Origin of the sequence: Sulfidibacter corallicola, from assembly GCF_017498545.1 — a bacterium.
GTDB lineage: Bacteria > Acidobacteriota > Holophagae > Acanthopleuribacterales > Acanthopleuribacteraceae > Sulfidibacter > Sulfidibacter corallicola.
Genome location: NZ_CP071793.1, coordinates 5262620 through 5282166, shown reverse-complemented (window position 1 = coordinate 5282166; position 19547 = coordinate 5262620). Strand labels below are relative to the sequence as shown.

The window sequence follows — 19547 nt, the reverse complement described above, 5'->3', positions numbered from 1 at the left end:
GCGATTGCCGCTCAGAAGCGCATAATAGGAGAACCTTTCACTTCCCAGCCTTCCCGGAGGCTCCTATTGGACATCGTCACACCCGATCTATGTGATTCTTATCCAGACACCACCGACGTGGTAGATCCGATCTTCCGCAGCTTTGGCGGCCGAACCTCTTTCGGCGGCCAAATTGTCACGGTCAAATGCCACGAGGACAATTCGCTCGTTCGAACGGCGTTGGCCGACGTGGGTCAGGGTAAGGTCCTGGTCGTCGATGGCGGTGGCTCGCAACGGTGTGCCCTGTTGGGCGACCGCTTGGCAGCCATGGCCGCCGACAATCGATGGGAGGGTGTCGTGGTGTTCGGCTGCATTCGCGATGTGGCCGAAGTCGCCAGCATTCATCTGGGTGTTCAGGCTCTTGCCGCGCATCCCCGCAAAACCGAAAAAAAGGGAATCGGTGAGCTGAACGTGCCCGTCACGTTCGGCGGTGTTCGATTTCAACCCGGCGCTTTTCTGTATGCCGACTCGAACGGTATCGTGGTCGCGCCCCGAGCTCTTTCCTTGCCGAGAGATTCTTGAGGAATGCACCCCATGAGTGGCAGTGGTCCTCGGCATGCACTATGTTGTCCGTTATCACCGTATCCGCCCATCGTAGAAGAACGCTTCACACGTGCCATTTTGCCTTAGATTGAAGCCTTCGCGTTTTCAGTGGAACCGATTGAACCGAGAACACCTTGTTTGGAAGGGAAGAAGGAGTGACCAATGATCACGAGCAACCGGCGTATCGTCGAGCGACGACATTTGATTTTCTATTTGACGGTCGTCGACTTGGACAGCAATCAACTGCTGGGTTATATCGTCGACATCTCAGAGGGCGGGATCATGCTCATGAGCAATCAGCCGATCGAGGTCGGCGAAGTATTCCAGCTTCAGGTCACGTTGCCCGGTTCCGGCGAGTATGGTGAGAACTTTTCATTTCAAGCGCAAAGTATTTGGAGCCGCCAGGGTCCCAATGAAGAAATATTCGACACCGGTTTCAAGTTGATCGGTACTTCGAAGGACCAGTTGAGCGCCATTCGTCACGTGATCGACGAATTGGGTTTCGATCATTCCAAATACTGAGATTCCACTTAGATCTCCACATCGCACCATCCTGGCCGGTCGACCATCGACCGGCGGAACGGTGATCACCCGTTCCGTGCCGAGCTGAACTCCCGCGAAGCGTCGACGAGGGAGGGATCGGATTGCGTCGTCCGATCGGTTGGGATCGACCTGCCCGATCCCGCCAGGGTGTCCCTGTCCCTGCGGACCTACCTCACCGGTCCTACCTTACCGCTCCTACCTGACCGGCCCTATCGCTTTCGGTGATAGAATGGCTCCATTCCCTTTTCCAACCCGCGTTGGAGCCAAATCGTGCCGTGCCCCAGCAGCGACTTGGCTCGACGAAGGAGCCGCATGACCACGGATATCGCCTCCATCAACAGGGCCTTTCTAGCATCCTACGATCCCCAACTCCTCGCCGAAATCGACGCCGCCCCTTCCGCCCACTTCACACGGGCCGACACCCCTTCGGGCCATCCCACCCTGCAACGAGGCAAACAATTCCTTCACGATCCGCGCGATCCCGCGGCGGAAGCGAAGCGGCTCCTCGACCTGCAACCGCGAGAACTCCACCTGCACTTCGGATTCGGCCTGGGTTACTTCCTGGAGGCCGATCAGCCGGGCCAGGGTGGCACCACCCTGGTCTTCGAACCCGATCCCGGCGTGCTCCGTTGCGCCTTCGAGACCCGGCGACTCGACACCCTGCTCCCCAGCCGCGGTACCCTCCTATTCAGCGACATTCATCGCTTCGATTCGGCCATGGGCCGCTACCTCCAGCCGGGCGTCACCGTTTCTGCGTTCGCGGCGCCACAGCATCAAGCCTTTTTTCCCCAACACTTCCAAGCCTTTGCGGCGGCTTACAACAAGGCCCACGAAAAACGCCGTTTCCACAAGGGCCTGTTCGACGAGGCCGTCGCGGGTACCTGGCGCAGCACCGTGCAATCACTGCCCTTCAGTTCCAGGGCCACCGATGCGGAACGGCTTCTGAACACCCTGAAGGGCATGCCGGCCGTAGTCATTTCGGCGGGTCCATCGCTGGAAAAGCACTTGGATACCTTGCGCCTCCATCAGGACCGTGTCGTCATCTTCGCCATCGCGCGTACCGCCCACCTCCTGGAGCGCAACGGCATCCGGCCTCACTTCCTGGTCCATATCGAGGCTCAGGATTTCATCGATTTCATCGACGACTGTACCAACCTCGACGAGACCGATTTCCTCTTGGCCGAACAGACCGAAAAGGGTTATTTCCAATTTCCTCATCGTCAAACCTTCGTCTTCCAGAGCAGATTCAATCCGGTGACGCGCTGGCTGAACCTGCGTCTCCCAGCGCTGCGCAAACAGATCGCCGCAACCAGTGGTTCGGTTTCGTCGATTGGGTTTTTCATGGCGGCTCTGGCCGGGTGCAGCCCCATCGTACTTCTGGGCCAGGACCTGGCCTTGAAGGGAGAACACATCTACGCGGACGGGCACCACAACGCGGCCTATCGCTTCAGCGGGAACAAAGTCCGTTACGCTCCCGGTTTTTTCGGCGGAAGGGTTCAGACCCTGGATCATTACCTGCTCACCGCCTACTGGTTCCAGGATGCGGTTCCCCAACTCCAGAAACAGTTTCCCGATCTCGAACTGTACAATGCGACCGGCACCGGGCTGGCGCTGCCCTATTTCCAGCCGATTCGATTTCGCGAGGCCTGCCACCGCTTTTTCACCCGGCCCCTCGACGTGGCGGAACGGGTTCGGGCCGTGGCGGAGCGAGACGCGGGCCCTGAGCTCTCCGAATCGATCCGAACCGAAATCGGACAGCTCCTGGCGGTGTTGTCCAACCTCGAAGCACTGAAGGGACGCTTCCAAAGCCTTCGCACGGATTTCAACAAGCGGCTTCGCCGCATCAAGAAACCGAAGGACGTGGCCGCACTGCAACGCAAATTGCCCAAGCTGGATCAATTGAACCAGGCGCTCCAGGAGGCCCACGCGAACCACCAAGGGCTCGAGTTCTTTTTCCAGTCGGAGTTGGACTACCTGAAGCAGATTCACAAGGCCATGCAGACGCGGGGCGCTCAGAACCACGACTTCGGCTCGTGGCAGAGGCAGCTCCAGGCGGATCTGGACGAATTCCAGAAGTTTTACGACATGCTGAAAGCCAAGATCGAAAAGCTGAGAACCGAAGTCTTCGCCGACGCCCCTGTCTGACAAGCGAGCCGGGCCTGACCAGCCCTATCCGAAGCCGATCGGCGAAGAATCCACATAGGACATTGAGAAACAGCGTGAGGCGCCGGAAAGGTCGCTGGCCCGACTTTTCGAAGCTATCCAAGCTCGGAGTTCCCTCATACCAAGAGAGTCGTCGTCGCAGTAGGTTGGGCCGCTGGCCCGACTTTTCGAAGCTATCCAGCCTCGGAGTTCCCCCATACCAAGAGAGTCGTCGTCGCAGTAGGTTGGGCCGCTGGCCCGACTTTTCGAAGCTATCCAGCCTCGGAGTTCCCCCATACCAAGAGAGTCGTCGTGCCTGTAGGTGGAACAGCTTGTTCCACCAATCGAAGCGACGTCTGCTTCCGTTGATCTTTGTGCCCAAGAGCGAAGCAATCGATTGTTCGAGTCGGGAAAAGCAGAGAACACGACCCTCTCGAGCACTGCGACAAGTCAAAACCCAATCACTTCGATTGGTTGAGCAGGCTGCTCAACCTACAGGCCTTACGCCACTTGTGCACGCACGGGTACTTCAAATCCGTTCGCATCGACAGCTTTCGGGCCCTCGGTGCAAAACCCACATCCCAAAAGAGTCGTGCTACCAGCCGAGTTCGGAAATAACGGTCAGCCCGTCGGCTGACCGTTATTGCGGCAACGCGTTCAGAAAGCCGGCCAGGTCGCGCACGAAGCCGCGAGCCGGGCGTTCACCGGTACCGATCACGTCGAAGTGGTCCCATGACTCCAGCAACCCGAGGTAGGTCCATTGGCCGCGACGGGGCGTTCCGTCCCAACCGCGAATCACCGCATCGTGGCCCAGGGTCGGGCCGTCCATGGAAATGGTGTTGACGATACCGTCGTTGCGGAACCAGGCACTGGTTATCTCCACTTCGTAGGCGTTACCACCGCGTCGATAGGCCCCCATGAACAGGCCGAACGCGTGAAACGGCAGGAACATCGTCAGTTCGGGGTAGTGATGGCCGGTGAAAAATCCGCGGAAGGTCGCCTCCGTGGCATAGGAAAAGTAATACACCTCGTCGACCGTCTCGTACCGCTCGTTGATCTCCTTGGCGCCATCGGGACTCAGGTCCCAGGCACTGATGTCCTTGACGTCCGGATCCCACACCGAACTGGCCCAGACCCGATCGCAGTAATCCTTGAAGGGTTCCCCGTCTTCACGACGCAACCCCCACTGGTCCAGCTTGAAATCGTAGAGCAGGGCGTCGTTGGCCAGGCCGCTCATGGCGGCGATCACCGCGATCAAATTCTTGGCGAAGGGCAGGAAGGTGTTCACGCCGGTGGCCAGGGAAGTGCCGTCATGGGGTGCCGACAAGGTAGTCAGGCTGTCGACCCAATTGTCCCTGCCACCGTGAAACAGCGAGTTGTTCGCCGTTTCCTCGTCGATCTCTTCACCCGCACCATACTTGAGCAGGTGAATCAGGATACGCGCGGTCTGGCCGCCCTGGCTGTGGGCCAGAATATGGATCTTGCGGGGATGCCCCGCCTGGTCGAGATCGCCCCAATCCTCGAATAGGCCCCGGCCATAGTCCCTTCCAAAACGATCGTGACCGTGGACCCAGGCATGATGGGCGCCGTAATCCACACGACCTCCGACCAGTTGGGCGTACATCTCACAGGCGCGATCCCAGTTGGAGGAAACCGGACCCACGGCGACCGTGTGCACCTGGTGGCCGCGGTCCTCGAGTTCCTCCTGCCAATCGTGGAAACCGCCCCAGTACTTGAAGCCGAGCAATTCATCGCGCCCCCAGCCGATGAACCCGTGGACGAGCACGATGGGGTGATCGTTGCCGGTTTTGGTGGAAACGGAAACCCCGGCGTCCATGGCGCTCGAGGATGAAGGCACCACAAATGCCGCAGCGCAGAAAAACGCTATAAAAATGTTCATTCGCATCATAATCTCCTCAACAATGCCGCAGAACGTCATTTCGATATCATTTGCAAACAGAGCGATATCGATCTGAAAAATATTAAAGATTAAGAAAGTTATGTCTTAGCGCAGCAAATTAACGCAAAGAGGAAGGAGTTTCAAGCTTTTCCTGAATAAAAGTTCATTTTTTATTGACCCGACCTTTACACCCAGGACGCCGGACGCCCCGCAAACAGCTTCCAGAAGCTTTGTTTCCAGAGGGTTGAACTACAGGAAAAGATCAGGTAAAAAAATCGACAGTTCTCGTCTCGCTTCGATTGGAACGCGGCTTCGATGCCACGGATCATCGGGAACACGACCCGAAACGGACGCTCTCGCCAATGTTCTCCCACCCCGCCGCTTTCGCCATCTCCAGAGAAGCGACGCCGTTCGGGGAACGATCGGCATCGGCGCGAGCTGGCTGTCACAACCTTTCGATTCCAGCTCATCAACCCTTGTTTCAAGGGGTTGGCACTCGGGGGACTGCTGACAGGCTCTTTGATTTGCGGTAGGATGGAGACCACAGCCTCAGGTACTCGATGGAAGTGAGCGGAGGGCTCATGTTCGGCCGATTTTCCAAGAAACCGATCAGCGTGGCGGAACTCGGAGAGTTGGTTATTCGACAGGTCAAGAAGAACGCCCAGGTATTGATGCACCGTCAGGTCTATTTCCGCTACGTGGAGATCCACCTGGTTGCGCGCGATTTCGCACACTGGTCGCCGTTCAAGGAACAACTGCTCGAGCAACTGGGTCGCGAACTTGCCGAGAAGATCCCGCACAAAGACGGCCCCTATCGTCCCGAACTACGGCTCCTGGAAACGGATCAAAAGAAGACTTATGTGACTGGCGGGTTTTAGCGGACATGACACGAACGGAAGGATTTCTGACCCTGCAACGCCAAAGCGGGCCCCTTTTGGCGGCCATGTTGCGGCGGGATCTGGTGCATGAGGAATTGTTTCCCGGCGTGCCGCTTCGCTTCAGTTGGAACGGCAAACGCGGCAACCTGACCGCCCGGGGCACCGGCAATCAGGAACAGATCGTCTTTTTGAAGCCCGGATCCAAGGCCGTGATTCTGGGCATGGGGTTGCGCTACGAAACCAGCGAAAGCGTGCGCCGTTTCCAGCGAGATCCACACGACTTGAGCCCCGCCTACGCGGAGGAACTGGAGTTTTGCGATCGCTACCTGCCGGTGTGCGCGGATCGAGCGAGGCTGCTGGCCTTTTACTACCAAATCCAGAACAAGCCCCTCCAAGCCGGCATCTATTTCGAGAAGGCGATTCACGCGCCGGACACCAATCCCACCCATTTCCTGGCCGCGCTATCGGCGTTCGCCCAACTGGGTGAGCACGCCTGGGTCGAACGGCTGCTCCACCTGGTGCGCTCCCGGTTTCCAGGATCCGCAGCCATCAAGCAATGGGAATACACCTACCGCGATCGGCAGCGCCGCTATCGGCACCTTTCCGCCCTCTACCAGCAATCACTGCTGAGCACCCTGAATCCCAGCGACATCCACCACCTCACCTTTCCGCCGTTCACGCTCGCGTACCCGGCCGATACCGCCAACAGCCTGGTTCACCTCTGCAAGAACGCCCTGTTGCGTGCCAAGCAGCAACTGCGCGATTACGCCCCGTTCCCGGAGGCGGTCCCGGTTCGGCTGGACACCTGGAACACGCCCCACCACCCCCACGCGCGCGGATTCTTCAACGGCGACACGATCTTCATCAATCGCGATTTCTTTCAGGACAACGATGCCTCGGAACAACTGCAGGCCACGGTCAAACACGAATTGATCCACTTCCTGAACGCATCCTTGACCAAGGCCTTGGACCACGAGCCGCCACCCCGTTGGCTGGACGAGGGGCTGGCCTACTACCTGACCGAAGCGAGTTTCGAAAAAGCGGTACCCGGAGAATTCGAAACCCTGGATGCCATCAACGAAGCCCTTTCGAAGCCGACCGCGGTCAACCACGAAAAGGCATGTCGATGTGCCGCGGCATTCGTGGCGCACCTGCTGACCGCCAAAGACGAACACAACATCATCGCGGCAGCACGAGAGCTGCTGCCGCGGGCACAATCCGAGTTCGAAGACGCCTTCGCCGCCTTTCGCCTGGCCTGACGTCAGAGACCGTCCGGCAGGGCCCCGGCGGTGGTTTCATAAGGGTTTTCCCACGGGTTTCCCAGGCGGTGCCGTTCCACCGATTCGAGGTAGCTGGCCGCCTTTTCGTGACCCAGGGTGAGTGCCTGTTGGAAGTGATTGTCCGCCAGCGGCCAGTCCTCACGACGATAGGCGATCAGACCCATGCGAAAGAAGGCGGGGGCGTAACGTTCCTCCGACAATAGGGCATACCATTCCTGCGCCCGGTCATAAAAACCACTGTTGTAGAGGTGATCGCCCACCTCGCAAATCTTGCGCATTTCGATAACGCTCTGGGCGTTATGGAGTTTGAGCGTGACCCAGTATTCGCGTACGGTATTCAATCGAGTTTCCTCGATCCCCACGAAAAAGGCGCGACGGGCCCGATCGATCTCGCGCTGCTGAATCACCTGCGCACTGAGACGCGGTTTCTTCCCTTGATAGGAACCGCGGTTCACAGCCGAAGCTGCCGTGTCGGCTACCTCGTGGATCTCCTTCGGTTTTATGGATTTCGGCTTTGACTGGGTGATTTTCTGGACATCGGCGGTCGTCGAAACCGTTTGAACGGCGCTGGCCAGGGTCTTGGTTTTCGTGGCCCGCGGCTTGGGTTCGCCGGTGGTCGCGGGCGGTTTTGTGGCAGCTTTCTCGGGCTTTCGGTCGACGGCCTTGCTTTGAGTCGACACCGGTTTGGGCGTGACCTTCTTGGCGTTCAGACTCTCGCGAAGCAGATTCAAGATGGCTTCTTTTCCGGTCACCGCCTGACCCAGTTCCTTCAAGCGACGAACCGAAAGTTCCGCCAACTCGGGGTTGCGATCGGCGACCGCGCGTTCGAAAAGCCGCTGTTCGGCGCGAATCTCGTCCTGGCGTTTCTTTTCCTTCATGATCTTGTCGCGCATGGCCGACAGGGTGGATCCGTCCGACGGCCACTGCTGTTCGTACTCGGATTTGACCAATTCCATTTGGGCCACGTCGCCATCGTGCGAGGTGGTCTCGAAGCTGTCGCGCAGCTCGAGTCGCTCTCGTTCCAACCCCAGTTGTTGGCGCAGGGCCGCCCGAGAAACCGGGCCGTACTCGGGCAGCGCCGTGTAGAGGCCGAAAACGGAGGTGCTCGCCAGGGCCGCCGCGACCAGCCAGGGCCAACGACGACGACCGGATCGGGCCACGGGCATTTTGACGGTCGGCTTTTCTTCGGAAAGGTCGGCCTCGAAATCATCCGAACTCTTGCAGATCTGCTCCGCATCCTCGATGCGCCGTACCTGAAAGTCGCTCAGTCCCAACTCGACCTGTTTCGAGCGGAGATAGGTGCGTTTGGCCTGGTCGACCTGTCCATACCGATCCAGGGCCATCCTGAAGATCTCGCGATACACCGATTCCGGGTCGCTGCCACCATTCATCGAGGGCCGCAGCAGGCGGCGATAGGCGCTGGCCATATCGGCACCATCGGCAAATCGATCGGCGGGATCCTCTTCCCAGCAGCGACCGAGGAAGGCCTCGAGCTGTTCGGTCAGCAGCGGATCGCGGATGAACTCACCGATCGGAGGCGATTTGGGCGAGGGAAACGAACCGGTCAGAAGGTGGTAGAGCATGGTGGCGAAGGAATAGACATCGGTGGAAAAGGTCAGGGTCACATCCTCGCCGAGAAACCATTTTTTCTTTTGTTCGGGCGACATATAGGGCACGGTCCCGCCAAAGCGGCCGTGATGGGTCTCGGCATCGCCGTCGCGATAGATGGCCAGGTCGAAATCGCCCAATTTGGCGCCGTATTTGGCGCAGACGAAGGTATTTTCCGGCTTGATGTCCTGGTGGATGATGTTCTCGCGGTGCAGGGCTTCGAGCGCATCGGCGATGCCCCGCATGTGGCGCAGCACTTCGAGCGGATCCAACCAATTGCCCTGGGAACGCGCGGCCTTCAGGCGCTCGGCCCAGGTGCCCTCCGTCATCAGCTCCATGGTGACGAAGATTTCGTCACCACCCGGCAGCCCGTCGAAATCGCGGATGGGGACCAGGTTCGAGTGGTTGGCCCGCTTGTGGGCCTCGATCAACGCTTTCCATTTGTCGATATCGGCCGAGTCGCCACCCCAACGGATGACCTTGAGCACCTCGCGAATCACGGTGCCCTGAACTTCGCGGCGCACTACGTAGACGCTGCTTTTGCGACTCTCGGAAAGGATATCGACGATTTCGTATTTGTTGGCCACGATGTCGCTCACGGAGCGGTCCGGGCTTGGCTTTTCGGAATGCCGGGAATCGGCTGACTGGAGCTGAGGAATCTGGAAGTCGGTCATCTGGGACAATCCTCCACGACGAGAATGGCAAAGCTGCTCGCGAGCCGGAAAAAGAAACGACGGCGGCAAGGGCATAAAGGAGAAGGGCCTTGAATGTTGCCGACCTAGCAGGAAACGTTCCGCACACTGTGAAAACGGGGGGTCGCCTGTGATGGAGAAGAGCCGAAACCCCGAATCTTACCTAGTGCTCAACCGGAAACAGCGTTTTTTGAAACGCCTCCTCGGAGTCGGCCGAGTGGCCCAGGGGAAAAGGCCGCGACGGCCAGGCGCCATACTCCAATTAATTAACTGGCGATAAAAACCTTACCAAGGTGCAACGCATGATATCGGAGCCCCGATATCATGCCCATCCGGCCAAACCATGTTGGGCGTCACCACCCTTCCGTATTTGGATGGCCAGCACCTGGGAGATCAGGGATCCGGCGTTTCCAAAACTTCCAACACCAACTCGCCGAGAAGGTAGGTGCAATCCGGGGTGAGCGGGGCCGCCTGTCCTTCTTTGAGCACGGTCCGACTTTTTCCCTGGACGAGCACGATCGAGAGGCCCGCGTCGGAGGCGATCAGGTTGAGTCTCTGATTGGCGACCACCACCGAAAAAGGCAGGCCATCGGTCGCGAAGAAGTCGTGCCAAGCCGTGAAAAGATATGCCGAAAGCTTGGCTCGGTTGGCGTTACGCTTAGAAGGCAAGCGCCGCAAAATCACCGTCATGGTTTGATTGTGCCAATCCAGCCAACGTTTGCTGTCCGCAAAGGGACGCAACCGCTGGTGTTCGGAAATGTCCTGGCAATGGCGTTCCAGCACGAAACCCAGGCGCAAATCGGGCAGGCGATTCTGCTGGGTGTCCACGCACAATTCGGGCACCACGAAACTGAGCCCGCTCAAGCCCGAGAGCGGCTGACCGCGTTGGAACCCGCGCGAGGACGTCACCCGCCCCGGGTAGACCTGACGCTCGATGATCAGGCGACGGTCGCTCTCGACCCTCGGTATGTAATCGAAGGTGCGCGCCCTGGGGTCGAGGTTCACCGAAAAGTGATCGCGCGAAAAATTGGTTTCTCCAAGTGTTCGCCCTTGCTCGAGCCGCGTGCGGTAGCGGTAATCGGCGTCCTTCTTGAAGTAGGAGCGGAACACGACGCCGTTGGGCTCGTTGCGGAAATTGCGCCCGAAATGGATCGGCTGATGCACCCCACCCCGGAGATCCAACAGGCGCCGGCCCTGCTGGACGCGCAAAGTAAGCGCCAGTCCGGCATTGACGGGCGCGGACCGGGTGGAAATCAGTTCGGCATCGCTGATATGGGAAGAAACCTTCATAAGCCTTCGGAGCCCGTATGGGTGGTGTGCGGTGTGCGCGTCTCAACCACTTGGGACAGGGCGTACACGCCTTCGAGAATTCTGACACAGAACCATGGGGACATTGTGGAAAAGTAGGCATTTCCCCGATCTTGCAACCATCGGACCGCCGAAGCCTTCCGTTCAGTTCAACAACACCGAGGCACCCTTGATCTTGTTCGCGCCCGAAGAGCGACTCACCAAATGCGTCCCCTTGACGATCACTTTGCCATCGCGCGTCATCTTGATGGAGGATTTACCACAACGAAATTCGATTTCGTCGGCCGCCTCCAACACGATCTTCTTACCGTCGACCCGGGCTTCGCGCGGTTTGACGTGCGCCGAGGGGTTTTGAATCAATCCCAGAATGATCGGCTGTGCCGCCGACCCCTGAACGAACATGAGCGCCACCTGGCGGCCCTCGGTGTCCCTGTCGAGAACGGTGGTCGTCTGGGCCGCGATCTCGCCGGAAAGATTGGGAATGGTGACATAGGGCACACCGGAGGCGTCGAAACGGGAAAGCGTTCCCAAGAGGATGCCCTCCAAACGCGGCGCCGGGCTCAGATCCACCTGATTTAGCAAGGTATCGGTGGCCGCGTCTTCGGCACGCGGCTCCGAGGCGGTCGTCGCCACCTCGGTCGGTGCGACGGCGGATTCCCCCTGCTTGGTCTCGGTCATATCGGCTCCCCTCGATTTCGATGGAATCGGGAATTTACTTTCGATTTCCCGACATCCTGTTTTAACATGATCGAAGGGGAATTGCCTGCCAATTCAGAAGGTGTCGCGCGTACCACTTGCCGATCACCCAAATGTACTTCGCTGGGAAACGCGCGTTTAAACCAGCACGAGCCGACCATGAACACGATGTTCGGGAATCGGAACAACTCCCCGCCACGATGTTCTTCTACTATAAACATAGGATCGCCGGCCTGCGATTCATTCCGCCGGTTCGTCGCGACGCACATCACGTCTGACGCACGAAAAACGGCTTTTTAACCTCGAAAACTCGTTTATCTTCCTCATTGGCTTAATCCTTGCTCCTCCCCGAAACCCATCCTATTACTATGAAGCCCGGAGGTTAGCTTCGTGAGCGCACTTCAAAACAATGTTGCGGATCTCTTATGGAAAAGCCCGGGCAGCGATATAGCTATTCTCTCGATGAATGTTAACCAAGCGCTGTCAGAGCTTTATACAATTCAGGTACAAATCAAGACCAAAGACTCTTCTCTCAGCTTCCAAGATTTTCTCTATAAAGATGCCGAAATCGTTCTGAAATGCGGTGAAAAGCTCGACGCCGATCGAAAGTTCACCGGCATCGTGACCCGATTCGTTCAGGGAACCACCCGATTCGGCGATTTGGACAGCACCACCAAGAAGTTCTACACCTACGACGTGGAAATTCGGCCCAAGCTCTGGGTCACCACGCAGCGGTACGGGTCCAAGGTTTTCCAGAAAAAAACGGCCAAGGACATCATTTCCGAAGTCCTCGGCGATGCCGGTGTCAGTTTCAAATGGAGTATCAAGGGTACGCCGCCCGAACGGGAATACTGCCTGCAGTACGAAGAAACCGATTTCGAGTTCGTCTCCCGGCTGTTGGAGGACGAAGGGATCACCTATTTCTTCGACCACGACGCCAAGCAGGTGGTGTTCGCCAACGATCCCAGTGGCCACCCCGGCTGTAAGCCCGACGCCAAAGCCCAATATTCCGAAGAAAAATCGAACTGGATGTTCTTTGGCAAGGACGAACGCGTCCAGGAATTTTCCTACGAGGAAATCATCGGGACGGGCAAATTCACCAGCAACGACTACAACTACGAGACCGCGCAAACCAAGATCAAGGCCGACGACACCGAGGGCGGGGTGCCCTGTTTCCCGAAGCTCGAGATCTACGAGCACACCCTGAACTACCCGGATGCCGGTGCCGGCAAGAAAATCAGTACCCTCCGCAAAGAGGAAATGGTGTGTCGCTCCAAACGCGCCCGTGGCCGCACCACCTGCCGTTCGTTCGAAACGGGGTATTCGTTCACCTTGAGCGAGCACTTCCGCGGCGACATGAACCGCAAATGGATTCTCGCCTCCTGCGCGATCTCCATGGAACAGGGCCTCTATCAGTGCCAGTTCACCGCCATTCCCGCCGACATCGCCTTTCGCCCGATGCGCAAGACCCCGCGCCCCAAGGTCACCGGGGTCCAGACCGCGGTGGTGACGGGTCCCGGCGGCAGCAAGGTCTATCTGGACGACATGGGTCGCGCCAAAATCCAGTTCCATTGGGACCGTGACGGCCAGATGAACGACCGTTCGTCCATGTGGGTACGGGTCTCCAACGGCTATGCCGGCAAGGATTACGGCATTCAGTGGATCCCGCGTGTCGGTCACGAGGTCCTGGTGAGCTTCATCAACGGCGATCCCGACCGCCCGTTGATCACCGGTCGCGTCTACAACGACTTCAACAGTTGTCCGCTCAAACCGGCCAACAAGTGGCAGAACATCATCAAGACCATCAAGGACAACCACATCCTCTTCGACGACGAGGACGGCAAGGAACTCATTCACATCCGGGCCCACAAGGACATGGAAACCCTGGTGGTCAACAACGAGACCCTGACCGTCGGTAACGACCGCAAGATCTCGGTCGAGAAGTACCATTCGGAAAGCGTCGGCAAGGACATGACCATCAAGGTCGGCGACAACCTCAAGGAAAACGTGGGTGCCAACTATCAGGAATCGGTCGGCGGCAACTACCAGATCTCGGTGAACAAGAACATGACCACCACGGTCACCAAGAACACCACCTTGAACGTACGCAAGAGCCTGACCGAAGACATCACGGACAACATCAACATCAGCTCCGGCAAGAACTACACGTTGGATGTGGGCAAGAAAGCCAACTTCATGGTCGGCAAGACCACGGTGTTCCAGGGTGACGACAACATCACCATCAAGGGCAAGAAGAAGATGGTGATCGACGTCAAGGACCAATTGACGCTGAAAGTGGGCCGCGCCAAGCTCATCATGAAGAAAAACGGCGACGTCTCCATCAACGGCAAGAAGTTCAACCTGAAGTGTTCCAGCAACATCAAGAACAAGGGCTCCAAAATAGCCTTGAACTGATCCCGTTGCGAACAGGGTCTGGACTCCACGTCCGTCCCTGTTCGCCACCTTCGTCATCCCAAGGAAGCAGGTGTACTTTGGACATCAAAAACCACACCCCCTTCCAGGTGGACCGCATGGCCATGACGGATCGAGATGGGCACGACCTCTTGGTTCTCGTCCTGAAAGCGACCTTCGCCCTGAACGAAGAACAGACCCCGCTTTCGACCGAGGAGCAACAGCCGATTCATCTCGCCGACACCTACCACGGCGAACCTGGCGAATCGAGTGTCGAATATGCCGCCGACTGGGCGTTCGACAAGCGACACGCCGAATTCGCCGTCGTGGGCGAGGCCTACCCACACCCGCGCCTGCGTCGCGAAAACCGCCTGAGCGTCCAATTCGGAGATCTGGAAAAGACCGTTCACCTGTTCGGTAAACGGGTCTGGAAAAAGTCGTTCGGGTTTTGGAAACCCACCGATCCCGAGCCCTTCGAATCCGTCCCGTTGCGCTACGAGTTGGCCTTCGGCGGTACCGATCGCAGCCACGACGAAGAAAAACACCACGATTGGGAGAACCGCAATCCGGTGGGCACCGGATTTCGCGCCAAATACTCCCGTCAACCGATCGAAGGGGCCCTTCTTCCCCAATTCGAATATCCCGACCAACTCTTGAAATCGCCCGACGACCGTCCCGAACCCGCCGGATTCGGCTTCCTCGCGCCCAATTGGCAACCGCGCGTCGATCACGCCGGCACCTACGACGAACGTTGGCAAAAGGAGCGGCTGCCGCTGCTGCCGGAAGATTTCAGTAGCGAACATTTCGATGCGGTCGCCCCCAACCAATTGATGCCGTTTCCCATGGAAGGCGGACAATCCGTCGTCCTGACGGGCTTCACCGCGGACAACGAACCGCTGGCGTTGACGGTTCCGCAATTCAAGCCGCAATGCCGGCTGGCACGCGACAGCGAAGATCCCAGCCTCTGCCCGCTGGACCTGATGCGGCTGACCGTCAATACCCAGGCTCGATGGTACAGTCTGACCTACCTCGCGGCCTTTCCGGTAGTGGGTCCCTACTTGGACATCACCGAACTTTTATTTTATTGCGAAGGAGAACGCGTATGGGCGTAACCGTGGGCGTCAATTTCCGTTCCGTGGTTCACAAAAAGAGCAACGGAGTCACCTTTTGTTTTCCGGATGTGTGTAAAACCCCGACCCCGGGTGGTCCGGTCCCCATTCCCTATCCCAACATCGCCCGTTCGGCCAACACGGCCAAGGGCACCAAGAAAGTGAAGTGCGACGGCAAGCCGATTTGCGTGAAGACTTCGAAATTCAGCACCAGCGTGGGCGATGAACCGGGCGTTCTCAAGGGTATCATCTCCAGTAAAATCAAGGGCCAGGCCGATTTCGTCACGTACTCGTTCGACACCAAGGCCGAGGGCAAGAACGTCTGTCGTGCCTTCGACCTCATGTTCCACAACAAGAAGAACACGCCGCCTTTCCCGCTGATTCAGCAACCCATCGTCGTCATCATCATGCCGGAACGACCGGTTTGCCTGATCTGCAACAAAACCCTATAACATTCGCGACCGTACCGCTGGCGATGGCCAGGCCCCGGCATGGAGGATGATCTCCTCGCTTTTTCCGGCCGCCATCGCCGAGAGGCCGGTTCCCGAGACCTCGATCGACGGCTTGTTTCGAGGTTTTTGGTTCGGCCTGCGCGGTCTGGCGCGACGACACTCGGGCTCCGGACTCGATGAACCCAAAATGGGTCGGAAAACGGTGTCGCCCCGTGCCGATGCGATCGGAACCCGCGCCAGGATCGCATCGCCGCCCGTCCAGAACATCGCCGTCACACTTCCAAACGGTGCCCGTCAAGGTCGTCGAACTGCTGTGGTAGCTAAGGATCGGTGCGGTTCTCGCCCGGTTCGTCGATACCAAGTGGTATGATTCGGGCGCGTCCCTTCATTTGACCCAACCCCTCTTTTGCGAGTGCCCATGACCGATTACCAAGCCTTCAAGATCGAGCTTTTTGAGGAATTACTCGAGGACGCCTCCTTTCTCTACGAACATCGACTGAGCATGACGCACGATCCGGAGTTGAGTTGGCTCGAATTGGAAGACTTCGAAAACCGGCTGGAGCCGCTGTTGGAGGGCTTGTACGTCGGTGGTGACCTGGCCCTGAAGGTATGCGCCGAACAGGCACTGATGGGCGACTACGGCGAACTCCACGCAGCGGTACGCATCATGGTGCGCCACAACCGCTGGGATCTGTTCGAGGCGCTGTTCGAGAACGAGGACAAGGACGAGGAGGAGGACGAGGAGGAGGACGAACCCCTCGACCTGGAGGATCCGGAAGTTTGCGGCGCGATGGCCCATGCCCTGGCCATCGAGGCCCCACGCGGATGGGATCAGCGATTGCTGGAACTGGCCGAACGCCTGAACCCCGCATTTTTGCCGGTCGTGGCCCGTTATTTCGGCTATCACCGCCAGGCCGCCGCCAACGCTTATCTCGTCGCATCCCGGGCCGAAGCGGGCCACCGTGCCGACGTGCTGTGGTCCTACCTGCGCGGGATCGACCCGAGCGCCCGGGGCTGGCTCCAAAAGTTGTGTACCGCCGAAGACGAGGAAATCAGCGGTCGAACGCGTCACGACGCGGCCCTGGCCTGCCTGCGCCTGGGCGACGAACAGATCTACCACCTCATGGCCCCGAAGGTGACCGCCGCCTCCTGGGTCCTGCTGCCACTCGGCCTCGCGGGATCCCGCACCGATGCGAAGCGACTGATCGAACACGCCAAACTCAAGGGTATGCCCGGCACCGACGGTTTCGCCGCGCTCGGTTTGCTCGGAGAAATCTCCGCGGTCGATCTGCTGATCGCCTATCTGGCCATGGAGGAAGTCGCCGAAAAAGCCGCTCTGGCGCTTTGGCTGATCACGGGGGCGCCGCTCTACGAAGAGGTGTTCATACCCGAGGAAACCGACGAGGAAGAGTTGTTCGAGCACGAGCTCGAGAGCTTTCGCGAGAAAGGCGTCTACATTCGCCCTGACGGCGAGGTCGCGGGCAGCGAATTGGAACGCATCAGCCAGGATCAAACTCGCTGGGCCCAATGGTGGAAGGAGCATCGCGGCCAATTCGAAGCCGGCAAACGCTACCGCAGCGGAAAACTCTACAGCCCGGCGGTGCTGCTGGAAAACCTGTGCGGCGAAGCTTTCACCAACCAAGTTCGCGAGTGGGTCTATCACGAACTGGTCATTCGCTACCAAGCGGATGTGCCCTTCGAAATCCACATGCCGATCCGTAAGCAGAAGGAAGCGCTCAACCAATACGCACTCTGGATCGGCAAACACGGCGAACCGTTCGAGCCCGGCGCCTGGTACCTCCGCGGCCTGAAACGCTGATCGTCCACCGGCACGATGTGACGCCGCTTCCAATGCCACCCGCACCGAAGCCCCGCGTTGCAAACGAGCAAGGACTGATCTCGTCAAGCCGCCTAAAGCCAGCTTTTAGATCCGACTTGCATCACCAGGAATTCGCGGGCATCACAAACCCGTTCGAACATCGAGTGGCGAAGCTCCGAACACCGCGACTGCCCACTCGAACGCTTCAAATGTCTCGACGCATCAACAGCGCGTCTTCTCCAGAAGCGTAGTAGTCGCGACGGCGGCCCACTTCTCGAAAACCGGTGCGCTCGTAAAAGGCCACCGCCCCTCGGTTCTCGCTCGAGACCTCCAACAACACACAGGATGCGCCCTGCGAACGGACGCGGTCCACGAAGGCCGCCAGGATTCGTGCGGCCAAACCCCGACGACGCTGTTCGGGGTGCGTGCCGATGCGAAAGATCTCCGCTTCGTCCAGCAAACATTGCCCGTAGACGTAGCTGATGCAGCGGTCACCGTCGAAAAGCGCCAACCCGAGCCGGTGGGGCTGGGAGCCGAAATCCGCCGAGGTCCAGGGATCGCGAAAGGCGGCCGATTCCACGCCCGCGAAGGCCGCGGCGTCGATGCCTTCGACCAGCTTCATTTCGCATCGGCGGCGGACGTCAAACCCAGCATTCGCACGTCCTGGCCGGTGGGCTGCTGGAAGACCCGCAACCCGAACAGGGGCACGATGGCCAGCAAGTGGTCCATGATGTCGCTTTGAATGTCCTCGTAGAAGGCCCAGCGCTGGTCCTTGCTGAAGCAATAGAGCTGAATCGGCAGGCCGTTGGGTTCGGGCTGCAGTTGACGCACCAGCAACGTCATCTCCTGATGAATCATGGCGTGTTGGCGCAAATAGGCCAGCGCGTAGGCGCGAAAGATGCCCACGTTGGTCTGACGGCGGCCGTTGACCAAATTGCTGGTGTCTACGCCCGTCTTGCGGTTGAATTCCTGGATTTCGCGATCCTTCTCGTCGAGGTAGTCCTTCAACAGGTGGATCTTGCGGAACTCGGCCAGGTCCGCATTGTCGACGAAGGCGATGGAGGTCATATCGATCTTGATCGAGCGCACGATGCGCCGGCCGCCGGATTCCGCCATCCCGCGCCAGTTGGCGAACGAGTCGGAGATCATGCTGTAGATCGGAACGTAGGTGATGGTCTTGTCCCAATTCTGCACCTTGATGGTGGTCAGCGTCACCTCGATCACATCACCGTCGGCACCGTGCTTGGGCATCGAAATCCAATCGCCCTGACGGACCATGTTGTTGGAGGCAAGCTGGATCCCGGCGACGAACCCGAGAATGGTGTCCTTGAACACCAACAAAAGGACCGCGGTCAAAGCGCCGAGACCGGAAAGCAGGATCAGCGGCGAGCGATCGATCAGCGTGGAGATCACGAGAATGATCGCGAACAGGTACACGATGATCTTGATGGCCTGGATGTACCCCTTGATGGGCCGGTTCTTGGAGACCTCGAAATTGGCGTAGATCTCGGACACGGCACTGAAGAACGAATTGACGACCAGCAGGCCCGCCAGGATCATGTAGATCAACGCGCCCTTTTTCATGAGCAATTCGACGAGGTGTTCCTCGGCTTCGGGGAAAATGACGCCGGCCGCGAGGTAGATCACGACCGCAGGCGCCATGTGGGAAAGACGGTTGAAGACCTTGCGGTCGAGGAAGACGTCGTCCCATTTGTTCTTGGTGCGGGTGATGAAATAGGAAAGCCAGGTCAGGATGTAGCGCTTGGCGATCAGGTTCGCGATGAACCCGAGGGCGAAGACGACGAGACCGAGAAACAAGAGGGAAAGCAAGGGCGCCAGCTCTTGGGACATGCTGTTGGCGGGCAACATATTCTCGAGAATCCAATTTTTGACGATCTCGTTCATTCGGGGCCTCCAATAGGAAAGGGCGATGCCGCCCAGGGGACTCGGCATCGGACGGCGGTGCAATCATTCGGGCGAACATGCGAACTCGGGTCGCTGCCGACGAACCGCTTGAAAATGACAAAAGGTTTGATCTCGTTGGATTTACAACGCTCCGGATGGCCTCGATCGAGCGCTGGATCGAGGTGGCAAAGCTCCATCGTACAGGGAAGGGAGAAGCGGCG

Annotated in this window: 15 protein-coding genes; 9 read left to right on the top strand and 6 right to left on the bottom strand. The window is 58.6% G+C overall.

Going from position 1 to position 19547, the window contains the following annotated elements; all coding sequences use genetic code 11:
* Positions 1 to 66: 66 nt before the first annotated feature.
* The 3 genes from rraA to J3U87_RS15795 all read left to right on the top strand — a co-directional run bounded on the left by rraA (position 67) and on the right by J3U87_RS15795 (position 3270).
* Complete coding sequence (rraA, locus tag J3U87_RS15805) at positions 67 to 561, top strand: ribonuclease E activity regulator RraA (RefSeq protein WP_237384021.1); 495 nt, start codon at positions 67 to 69, stop codon at positions 559 to 561.
* A gap of 183 nt (positions 562 to 744) precedes the next feature.
* Positions 745 to 1104 (top strand): PilZ domain-containing protein, encoded by a 360-nt coding sequence (locus J3U87_RS15800; protein WP_237384020.1) that lies wholly within the window; start codon positions 745 to 747, stop codon positions 1102 to 1104.
* 333 nt (positions 1105 to 1437) lie between these two features.
* Positions 1438 to 3270 carry a motility associated factor glycosyltransferase family protein gene (locus tag J3U87_RS15795; protein ID WP_237384019.1) on the top strand — a complete coding sequence of 611 codons (1833 nt, stop codon included), beginning with the start codon at positions 1438 to 1440 and terminating at the stop codon, positions 3268 to 3270.
* A 637-nt stretch (positions 3271 to 3907) separates the two neighbouring features.
* On the opposite strand, the gene J3U87_RS15790 is transcribed toward J3U87_RS15795, so the two are convergent.
* Positions 3908 to 5167: an esterase/lipase family protein gene (locus tag J3U87_RS15790; protein WP_237384018.1), complete on the bottom strand. Its 1260-nt coding sequence runs from the start codon at positions 5165 to 5167 to the stop codon at positions 3908 to 3910.
* A 581-nt stretch (positions 5168 to 5748) separates the two neighbouring features.
* On the opposite strand from J3U87_RS15790, the gene J3U87_RS15785 reads away from it, so the two are divergent.
* Positions 5749 to 6045 carry a hypothetical protein gene (locus tag J3U87_RS15785; protein ID WP_237384017.1) on the top strand — a complete coding sequence of 99 codons (297 nt, stop codon included), beginning with the start codon at positions 5749 to 5751 and terminating at the stop codon, positions 6043 to 6045.
* Between the two features lie 5 nt (positions 6046 to 6050).
* Positions 6051 to 7304, top strand: coding sequence for a hypothetical protein (locus tag J3U87_RS15780; RefSeq protein WP_237384016.1), 1254 nt, complete (start codon positions 6051 to 6053; stop codon positions 7302 to 7304).
* Positions 7305 to 7306: 2 nt separating this feature from the next.
* On the opposite strand, the gene J3U87_RS15775 is transcribed toward J3U87_RS15780, so the two are convergent.
* The 3 genes from J3U87_RS15775 to J3U87_RS15765 form a co-directional block, all read right to left on the bottom strand.
* Positions 7307 to 9607, bottom strand: a complete 2301-nt coding sequence (locus J3U87_RS15775; protein ID WP_237384015.1) for a protein kinase domain-containing protein — start codon at positions 9605 to 9607, stop codon at positions 7307 to 7309.
* A gap of 411 nt (positions 9608 to 10018) precedes the next feature.
* Complete coding sequence (locus tag J3U87_RS15770) at positions 10019 to 10915, bottom strand: hypothetical protein (RefSeq protein ID WP_237384014.1); 897 nt, start codon at positions 10913 to 10915, stop codon at positions 10019 to 10021.
* A gap of 162 nt (positions 10916 to 11077) precedes the next feature.
* Positions 11078 to 11611: a DUF6484 domain-containing protein gene (locus J3U87_RS15765; RefSeq protein ID WP_237384013.1), complete on the bottom strand. Its 534-nt coding sequence runs from the start codon at positions 11609 to 11611 to the stop codon at positions 11078 to 11080.
* 408 nt (positions 11612 to 12019) lie between these two features.
* On the opposite strand from J3U87_RS15765, the gene J3U87_RS15760 reads away from it, so the two are divergent.
* From J3U87_RS15760 to J3U87_RS15745, 4 genes are all read left to right on the top strand, one after another.
* On the top strand, positions 12020 to 14044 hold the full coding sequence (locus J3U87_RS15760; RefSeq protein ID WP_272932495.1) for a type VI secretion system Vgr family protein: 2025 nt from the start codon (positions 12020 to 12022) through the stop codon (positions 14042 to 14044).
* A 77-nt stretch (positions 14045 to 14121) separates the two neighbouring features.
* A complete protein-coding gene (locus tag J3U87_RS15755; RefSeq protein ID WP_237384011.1) occupies positions 14122 to 15153 on the top strand; it encodes a DUF2169 family type VI secretion system accessory protein in 1032 nt (343 codons plus the stop codon).
* Positions 15144 to 15602, top strand: coding sequence for a DUF4150 domain-containing protein (locus J3U87_RS15750; RefSeq protein ID WP_237384010.1), 459 nt, complete (start codon positions 15144 to 15146; stop codon positions 15600 to 15602). Before J3U87_RS15755 ends, J3U87_RS15750 begins: the two co-directional genes overlap by 10 nt.
* Before the next feature lie 418 nt (positions 15603 to 16020).
* Positions 16021 to 17421: a hypothetical protein gene (locus J3U87_RS15745; protein WP_237384009.1), complete on the top strand. Its 1401-nt coding sequence runs from the start codon at positions 16021 to 16023 to the stop codon at positions 17419 to 17421.
* 205 nt (positions 17422 to 17626) lie between these two features.
* Here J3U87_RS15745 and rimI read toward each other — a convergent pair whose 3' ends face one another.
* On the bottom strand, positions 17627 to 18043 hold the full coding sequence (gene rimI / locus J3U87_RS15740; protein ID WP_237384008.1) for a ribosomal protein S18-alanine N-acetyltransferase: 417 nt from the start codon (positions 18041 to 18043) through the stop codon (positions 17627 to 17629).
* Positions 18040 to 19326 carry a mechanosensitive ion channel family protein gene (locus J3U87_RS15735; RefSeq protein WP_237384007.1) on the bottom strand — a complete coding sequence of 429 codons (1287 nt, stop codon included), beginning with the start codon at positions 19324 to 19326 and terminating at the stop codon, positions 18040 to 18042. Before J3U87_RS15735 ends, rimI begins: the two co-directional genes overlap by 4 nt.
* Positions 19327 to 19547 lie beyond the last annotated feature (221 nt).

Excerpts from the sequence above, each read along its gene's own strand:
- J3U87_RS15800 (WP_237384020.1), top strand. The coding sequence starts at position 745 with ATGATCACGAGCAACCGGCGTATCGTCGAGCGACGACATTTGATTTTC.
- J3U87_RS15795 (WP_237384019.1), top strand. The coding sequence starts at position 1,438 with ATGACCACGGATATCGCCTCCATCAACAGGGCCTTTCTAGCATCCTAC.
- J3U87_RS15790 (WP_237384018.1), bottom strand. The coding sequence starts at position 5,167 with ATGAACATTTTTATAGCGTTTTTCTGCGCTGCGGCATTTGTGGTGCCT.
- J3U87_RS15785 (WP_237384017.1), top strand. The coding sequence starts at position 5,749 with ATGTTCGGCCGATTTTCCAAGAAACCGATCAGCGTGGCGGAACTCGGA.
- J3U87_RS15780 (WP_237384016.1), top strand. The coding sequence starts at position 6,051 with ATGACACGAACGGAAGGATTTCTGACCCTGCAACGCCAAAGCGGGCCC.
- J3U87_RS15775 (WP_237384015.1), bottom strand. The coding sequence starts at position 9,607 with ATGACCGACTTCCAGATTCCTCAGCTCCAGTCAGCCGATTCCCGGCAT.
- J3U87_RS15770 (WP_237384014.1), bottom strand. The coding sequence starts at position 10,915 with ATGAAGGTTTCTTCCCATATCAGCGATGCCGAACTGATTTCCACCCGG.
- J3U87_RS15765 (WP_237384013.1), bottom strand. The coding sequence starts at position 11,611 with ATGACCGAGACCAAGCAGGGGGAATCCGCCGTCGCACCGACCGAGGTG.
- J3U87_RS15750 (WP_237384010.1), top strand. The coding sequence starts at position 15,144 with ATGGGCGTAACCGTGGGCGTCAATTTCCGTTCCGTGGTTCACAAAAAG.
- J3U87_RS15745 (WP_237384009.1), top strand. The coding sequence starts at position 16,021 with ATGACCGATTACCAAGCCTTCAAGATCGAGCTTTTTGAGGAATTACTC.
- rimI (WP_237384008.1), bottom strand. The coding sequence starts at position 18,043 with ATGAAGCTGGTCGAAGGCATCGACGCCGCGGCCTTCGCGGGCGTGGAA.
- J3U87_RS15735 (WP_237384007.1), bottom strand. The coding sequence starts at position 19,326 with ATGAACGAGATCGTCAAAAATTGGATTCTCGAGAATATGTTGCCCGCC.